Source organism: Mesorhizobium sp. M0244 (genome assembly GCF_040321795.1).
Lineage (GTDB): Bacteria > Pseudomonadota > Alphaproteobacteria > Rhizobiales > Rhizobiaceae > Mesorhizobium.
The window spans coordinates 25,800-32,839 of sequence record NZ_JAMYSE010000070.1; the positions used below are offsets into that span (position 1 = coordinate 25,800).

Sequence of the window (7,040 nt, forward strand, 5' to 3'; positions counted from 1 at the left end):
TCTTGGTGATGCGGCAGACGCTACGAGGCGGTCTGCGAAAAGGCTTTGCCCTTGTTGCGGCGCGTGGGCTTTTCTTGCTGCTATCAACTATTTGCGCCGGTATTTGCGCCGGTCACCCCTGCGGTGCCTCCTGACCGCTATCTGCGCAATGTCGATCCAAATGCCGCAAAGCGGCTGAAGCAGAGGGCAGAGCGGTGCGTTAGACAGCGTGGCGGCTCAAGTTTCTGAAATCAACGCAAGCCTGGCACAATGACCAACCAAGAACCTCGTTGCTGTGGGCCGACCGTCGACGTCGTTGCTCGGCCGGTCTTTCGCGCCGAGCCGACAGAAGTCCCAATTGCTGGCGCCGACGTCGTTCCGATCGCTGTCCCGGCGCTTTTGGCCTTCGTTGCCGGATATGTGGACAGTTGTACCTTCCTGGCATTCGCCGGCCTCTTTGTTGCGCAGATGACGGGTAGTTTGGTGGTGGCTGGCTCCGAACTGGTCGCCAAAAACGATGGCTTTCTGATCAAGGTGCTGGCAATCCCCATCTTCTTTGCGGCCGGGGTGTTGACGACCATAATCGTGAGAGCGCTTGGCTCAGATAGCCGAAGAGCCTTGGTCGCGACCCTGGCGCTCGAGGCAGCGCTACTCGGTGGACTGGCGTGCGTCGATGTCTCGTCAGGGGTGACGACGGTCACATCGGTTGCGGTACTGTTCGACCTCTCAGCCATGGGCGTTCAGAGCGCCTCCGTTCGGCTTCTGCTGGTTCAATACGGGTCAACCAATGTGATGACGACCAACACCACGCAACTGGCGATCGAGCTCACCGACATGCTGCTCGCATCGCATCGGAATCGGCGCAACCCTCGCGACGCTGCATGGCGCCTCAGCGACGAGCGCACTCGGGTCGCGCTGGCTCGAGTTGCTCCGATCATGCTCGGTTTCGTTGCCGGCACGGTTGCGGGAGGCTTAGCGTACACTTCGATAGGCCTCAATGGCTTGGTGTTCGCAGTCGGCATCGTAGCAACTCTCGCTATCTGGGCCGTCAAGGGCACTTGGCTGCGCCGATGACCAGCCCACATTCATGATCTCAACCGAGCCTCCGCGCGCTGGCGTGGTGAGGCGCGTTTTGGATTTGGCGAACCTAGGTTAGCCCGATATCTTCGCCCGCGCGATGGCCTCAGGAGGGAAGGGCTTCGCCTGCGGACTCGAGGTCGTCGCCGCATTGATCCGACTATTCGGATTCCCGCAAAGCGTTGGATAGGCAGTCGATCAGCACTTTGCCGTCGAACGGCTTGGTCAGGAAGCCGACCGCTCCGGCCTCCAATGCTCTTTTCCGACTGCTATCCTCAGGAAAAGCCGATATGAAAATGACAGGCACCCTTACGCCTTGGGCGATTAAATGAGCCTGCAGGTCAACGCCGCTCATGCCTGGCATTCGGATGTCCGTGATCACGCAGCTAGTGTCCTCGACGTGGGGAGACTCCAGGAATTCTTCAGCCGACGCAAACGCATGAACGAGGAACCCATGAAGGCGCACCAGTTTTGCGGTGGCGATCCGGAGCGATTCATCGTCATCGACGATTGAGATTATCGGAACGCTGGACAGCTGACATCCTCTCAAGAAAGTTGTGCGCGACTCCTCGTCGCGCGTCTACGACCTTAGTCCATTCAGCGCCGACTACGAGTCATACAGAGGTTTTATTGTTTGGTACGGTGAAGGTGGAGAGACTCGGCCATTCTCACCAAATCAGCCAAAGTCTTGGCTCCCATTTTTTTCATGACGTTGCCGCGATGTATCTTCACGGTGATTTCGCTCAGCCCTACCTCGGCCGCAACCTGCTTGTTCATCAGCCCAGTCGTAACCAATGCCATGATCTCCCGCTCGCGTGCACTCAGCGACTCGAAGAGAGCTTGCAGAGCCGATAGCTCTCCCTCCTTTTCACGCCTGCGTCGATCGCGATCAATCGCCGCGACAACAGCGTCCAGGATGTCCTGGTCTCGAAACGGCTTGGTCAGGAAATCGACGGCGCCTGCTTTCATGGCTCTCACCGACATCGGAATGTCGCCATGACCGGTCATGAAAATGATTGGAATGTGGATGTTTGCCCTGGCAAGTTCGCTTTGAATATCAAGACCGCTCACCCCGGGCAGCCGAACGTCGAGTATGAGGCAACTCGGAACATCCGGGAGTTTGTGTTGCAGCAGTTCCGCTGCTGACCCGAAAACCTCGGTGTTCAGATCCACCGTGCGAAAAAGCCTCTTGAGGGCCTCGCGGAATGAAATGTCGTCCTCAACGATGAAGACGATTGGCCCGTTGCCGCGGGCGACTGGATCATCCGTGAGCAATCGGCCGGTCAAGATCGTGTCTCTTGATGCGGCCACGGACAGAACTCAGTGGTTACGACGGACCTCGCGTTGCATGAGCCCGCCGCCAACATCGCCTGGATTATCGAACAAGGGAAACACCGCCCCATGCACATTCTGCGGCGCCTGACCGTAACGAAGGAAAATCTCGTGTTTTGGCTACCTGGCATGTGCGGCAACGTCCCAGCTAAGCCCCGTCGTGGAGATAAAAGCACTTTCAGGAAAGATCGGCAATTTGATTGCGAAGCCAGCGAAAGCGACGCGTCCTCAGGCGCCGGGTTTTCCTCTTGACGTCCCTACGGAAAAACGCGCGAAATCCGCAACCACGATGCAAACTTGGCAATAGCGAAGAAGCATCCGTCGGCGAAGAGTACTAGTTTGTTGTCGGCGTTGCGATCTGTGGTGTTCGGTGCATTTCTATAACATCATAGCAGCGCTCCAACTCGTGCCAATTGATCCCATGGGCCTTCCCCTCCCGCCCGCCGATCGATTGTGAGGGTGCTCTTCCTCCCGGGAGCGTTTTTCACCGTGCGAGTTCTTGGGCCGATGACATGCCGTCATCGGCCCATTTTTCCCTCTGTCTCACAAGCAGGGTTAGCCGGCTCCCTATGGCGGTCGAATTCATCAAGCTGGTTGCCGTGAAGACCTGCTACTCGGGCGCCGCTTGTCCAGGAGGCTGGAAACTGCCGCCCAACGCCGTCGTGGCTCTAATATACGGATCCTATCCTCGGTCGCCGGAGGGTTGCCAACGTCGGCACTTTTCGCGATGAGACTTGTTGCGGCGCCCTGCATCGCGCCGATTTTCGGAGAGGACAAGAATCTGACGTCGCAATTGGCGCCCGACTGCAACCGTGGTCGAAATGATGGCTGGATCAGAAGGCGACTTTCGACCGCAATCACTGCGTCGCGAGAAGCCCAGCATATCTCGTCAAAACCCATACATGCCCGAAAAGAGGCCAGAATCGACTGAGGGATACTTGTCGTTGTCGCCCTTGAGCTGCGATAGGGGCGTCGCAGTCGAACGGGCAGTCGGTGCTTGGAGATGCCTCGGCAACGTTACGTGGTTTCTGTGCTCCTTTCGTACGACAAGATCGAGCTTCTGCTGTGTCTGTGACGGAAGCGAACTTGCCGCAGAGGCGCAAGCGGTTGACAGAAAAATTGCCGCGAGTGCGGCCTCGATGGAAAAAGAGCGCATGTCGATTTCACCCATTATGTCGTTCTGTTGCACAGCCCCGCAAGACTTCGATTGTTCATGCCGGCAGTATTCATTTAGGCTTCTCGGCGGCCTTAAAACACTATACGAAATGCACTCAAACTAAATTTAAGGAATTATTTTTGTAAACCGAAAGAATGCCAATCAGTTCATCTAACGCGAGGCGACGTGGCGCTTAAGGCCCAGAGAACTAGCCGATCGTCACTGCACTAGCATTCGCCGGTTCGCGGATTGTCAGAGGCCTCTAGGTATATTGGTATATTTATTTCAAACTAGGACATTACGCCTGCCAACCTGCGTACAATATGGGACTGCGGATACCCGCGTTTAGGATTGTCTTGGCAAGCACAGCGCTGTGCGCCCAAACCGCAATTGTGCAGAACGCAATTCGTCACAACACGGTTCACTATTGCCTCCCAGACGTACCGACCTCCGCCCAACGTCAGTTTTCGTAGCGCCGGCATTGCCGCTGTCGCAAGTCTGCATTCGACGCTGACGCGGCAATCTCCCGTCAGGCAAGCGCCTCCATCTGTTCCAGCCCAAAGGAAACACGCCCATGAGCACCTTCACAACCAAGGACGGTACAGAAATCTACTACAAGGACTGGGGCACCGGGCAGCCAGTGGTCTTCAGCCATGGATGGCCGCTCAGCGCAGATGCCTTTGAGGACCAGATGTTCTTTCTTGTTTCGCACGGGTATCGCTGCATTGCGCATGACCGCCGTGGCCACGGGCGGTCGAGCCAACCATGGACCGGCAACGACATGGACACGTATGCCGACGATCTCGCGGAAGTTGTCCACAAGCTTGATCTCAAGGACGCCATCCACGTCGGCCACTCCACGGGTGGCGGGGAAGTTGCTCGCTACATCGGGCGGCACGGCACGAAGCGTGTGGCGAAGGCCGTTTTGATCGCCTCCGTCCCGCCTCTGATGGTGAAGACGCCGACCAATCCTGGCGGCACGCCACTCGAGGTGTTCGACAAGATGCGCGCCAGCGTCCACGCCGACCGCTCGCAATTCTGGAAAGATCTCAGCCTGCCATTCTTCGGCTACAACCGGCCAGGCGCGAAGGTCTCGGAGGGAGCGCGCCACTCATTCTGGCGGCAAGGAATGATGACGGGTTTCCCTGCCGCATACTTCTGCATCAAGGCGTTCTCCGAGACCGATCAGACCGAAGACCTGAAGAAGTTCGACGTGCCGACGCTGATCATGCAAGGTGACGACGACCAGATGGTGCCGTTCGCTGACGCCGGCCTGCTTCAGTCAAAGCTCATCAAAGGTGCGACGCTGAAGGTCTACAAGGGCGCCCCGCACGGTCTCTGTATGACGCTCAAGGATCAGGTCAACGAGGACTTGCTGGCGTTTTTCAAAGTCTGAGCAACAGGGATGAAGCTGCCTTTTGCATGATGCCGGAGGCCATCCGATCGCCGGCTCTCACCGATTAGTCCGCGGTCAACACGAGCCGCCCGCAGGGCGGCTTCGACCGTTTTTGTACCTAGTATCAAGTTGTTCAAACCAAGCCGCTCAACGGCAAGGTTTGAAAGCAGCGCTATCGAACGTTCAAATCAGATCATGAACTACGGGCGGTATCCATATAATGTTAAATTGCTACAGGCGGCGCAGGGTCAGCGTGTTTATTTACAAAGCACTGCGCCCTCACGTCTTTCGGCCACGCCTGTCGGTGATGGCAGCTCTCGGCCTATGTTTTTATCTTGTACTTCAACATATTTTCGAGTTGCTTCGCGCGGCCCTCATCGCTTTCGACATAACGACGCTCATGATGATTGTGGCATGCCTGGTCATCGCCTGGAAGACAGCGCGTCGCATGATGCCGAGGCGTGCGGGCGAGGAGAATGAGCGGAAGTTCTCTGTGCTCATGACCGGCATCGCTGTTTGTGTCGTTATCCTGGGAGCACTCGGTCTGGAACTTTCGGGCGTCCACCAAAAATCGGTGAATGAGATCGTGTTGGCGTCAGCGACGATCATGCTTGCATGGGGATTTCTTAACATGCTTTTCGCTTTCTACTATGCCTACGAGTTCTATCGTCGACAGCAGCGAAATCATCGGCCCCTGGCATTTCCAGGCACCACACAACCTGACTATTTTGACTTTATCTACTTTGCGTTCACCATAGGCATGACCTTTCAGGTCACCGATGTAGGGGTCCGATCGGGACCGATCAGACATATCGTTTTCTTGCACGCGCTGATCTCCTTCGTCCTTAGCGTGATTGTGCTGGCTCTGATGGTCAATGTCTTCGTCGGAGTTCTCTATTTTGGGTGAGCTTTCAACGTGGCGTGACGGCAGAACGCCCATGGAACTGCGCAACAGACAGATCGTGCTGTGGCGTTGTAGATGCCACGCCGGACGTCGATCGGATTGCCGTGCCAATTCCGGGCGAGGGCGACGGTCTCATACCTAAGTATATCCAGGCCAAATCATTCGCGTAGGTCGATTGCCATCGGTAGAATAGCCGTTTAGAGCCGAACTTGATTATCTAAATTCCATAGCAGTCCGAAACTCGCCAGCATGACCGGCAGGCGTGGCACAGAATGCTCTCATTATACTTGTGCGTTCTATGTTTTTCGGAGACTGCATCGGCGAAAAGTTATGGAGGCAAACGATGTCGTTCGAATTGCGCAGAATCGAAGGGATCAGCATTCCCAAGTTCTGGAACGACTACACCAATTTTGAAGACAGCGGCCTCCCAAAGCATTCGACCTCGTCAGCTGCTTCACGCTTAGGCTTTGTCGTCGGAATAGCGACGAGACAGGTAAATCTGATCCTATTCGTGCCGGATCCAAAAGAACCAGGGGGTTTGGTCGACGACCCAACAAGAGCCAACTTGCTGGATGCGGTTATGCGCCTGCTCCCGAAGGGAATGGCAGTGCGCTTTCTCAGGATCGGTAACGACGACTTGCGGCGTCGTTTGGGAATTTTTCGCGAGAAGGCAGGACCCGATCGATGTTTGTTTCTGGACCTCCGATCGCAGGCCGACTCCGCGATAGAGGAATTGGCCCGCGCCCTGCTTAGAATCGACGGGATGGACGAGCATTTCGGCGAAATCTACGCAAGCGCCGTCGGACTAGCGATCGCCGCGCGGCTTCTGGGCCATGACCATCGCCCCGATCCCTTTCGGCCAAAACGCAATTGTGGAGCTTTGCCGAGATGGCGGCTCAAGCGCGCCCTTGAGTACATCGATGCGAACCTGGCAGAGCCGATCACGCTTGGCGACCTCGCCGCAGTAACGGGGCTCTCACCAATGCACTTCGCTGCCCAATTTCGCATATCGACCGGCATTCGTCCTCATGAATATTTGTTGCGGCGTCGTATCGAACGAGCACGGGAGCTCCTCTTGCAGCATGATTCGTCGATCGTCGACGTCGCGCTCAGCGTCGGATTCCAGACGCAGTCTCACTTCACCACGGTGTTCAAACGTTTCATGGGTGACACGCCGCATCAGTGGCGGCGGTCAA

At 56.5% G+C, this 7,040-nt stretch carries 5 protein-coding genes and 1 pseudogene; 4 read left to right on the plus strand and 2 right to left on the minus strand.

Annotated features, from left to right (window positions below):
- Nucleotides 1–249: 249 nt before the first annotated feature.
- Entirely contained in the window at nt 250–1,053 is an 804-nt protein-coding gene (locus tag NKJ08_RS28810) for a YoaK family protein (protein ID WP_352784547.1), read from the plus strand.
- A 256-nt stretch (nt 1,054–1,309) separates the two neighbouring features.
- On the opposite strand, the pseudogene NKJ08_RS28815 reads toward NKJ08_RS28810, so the two are convergent.
- Nucleotides 1,310–1,522: pseudogene (locus NKJ08_RS28815) on the minus strand (response regulator transcription factor); the annotation flags it as partial.
- Nucleotides 1,523–1,683: 161 nt separating this feature from the next.
- Entirely contained in the window at nt 1,684–2,346 is a 663-nt protein-coding gene (locus NKJ08_RS28820; protein WP_502896206.1) for a response regulator transcription factor, read from the minus strand.
- Nucleotides 2,347–4,118: 1,772 nt separating this feature from the next.
- Here NKJ08_RS28820 and NKJ08_RS28825 point away from each other — a divergent pair.
- The 3 genes from NKJ08_RS28825 to NKJ08_RS28835 all read left to right on the plus strand — a co-directional run.
- On the plus strand, nt 4,119–4,940 hold the full coding sequence (locus NKJ08_RS28825; protein ID WP_352778371.1) for an alpha/beta fold hydrolase: 822 nt from the start codon (nt 4,119–4,121) through the stop codon (nt 4,938–4,940).
- A gap of 253 nt (nt 4,941–5,193) precedes the next feature.
- Nucleotides 5,194–5,847 carry a DUF1345 domain-containing protein gene (locus NKJ08_RS28830; protein WP_352778373.1) on the plus strand — a complete coding sequence of 218 codons (654 nt, stop codon included), beginning with the start codon at nt 5,194–5,196 and terminating at the stop codon, nt 5,845–5,847.
- Nucleotides 5,848–6,187: 340 nt separating this feature from the next.
- Nucleotides 6,188–7,040: helix-turn-helix domain-containing protein (locus NKJ08_RS28835; protein WP_352784552.1), on the plus strand; the 853-nt coding region annotated here is incomplete at its 3' end.

What these genes read in the sequence shown, in the direction of transcription:
- NKJ08_RS28810 (WP_352784547.1), top strand. Translation starts at nt 250, where the DNA reads ATGACCAACCAAGAACCTCGTTGCTGTGGGCCGACCGTCGACGTCGTT.
- NKJ08_RS28825 (WP_352778371.1), top strand. Translation starts at nt 4,119, where the DNA reads ATGAGCACCTTCACAACCAAGGACGGTACAGAAATCTACTACAAGGAC.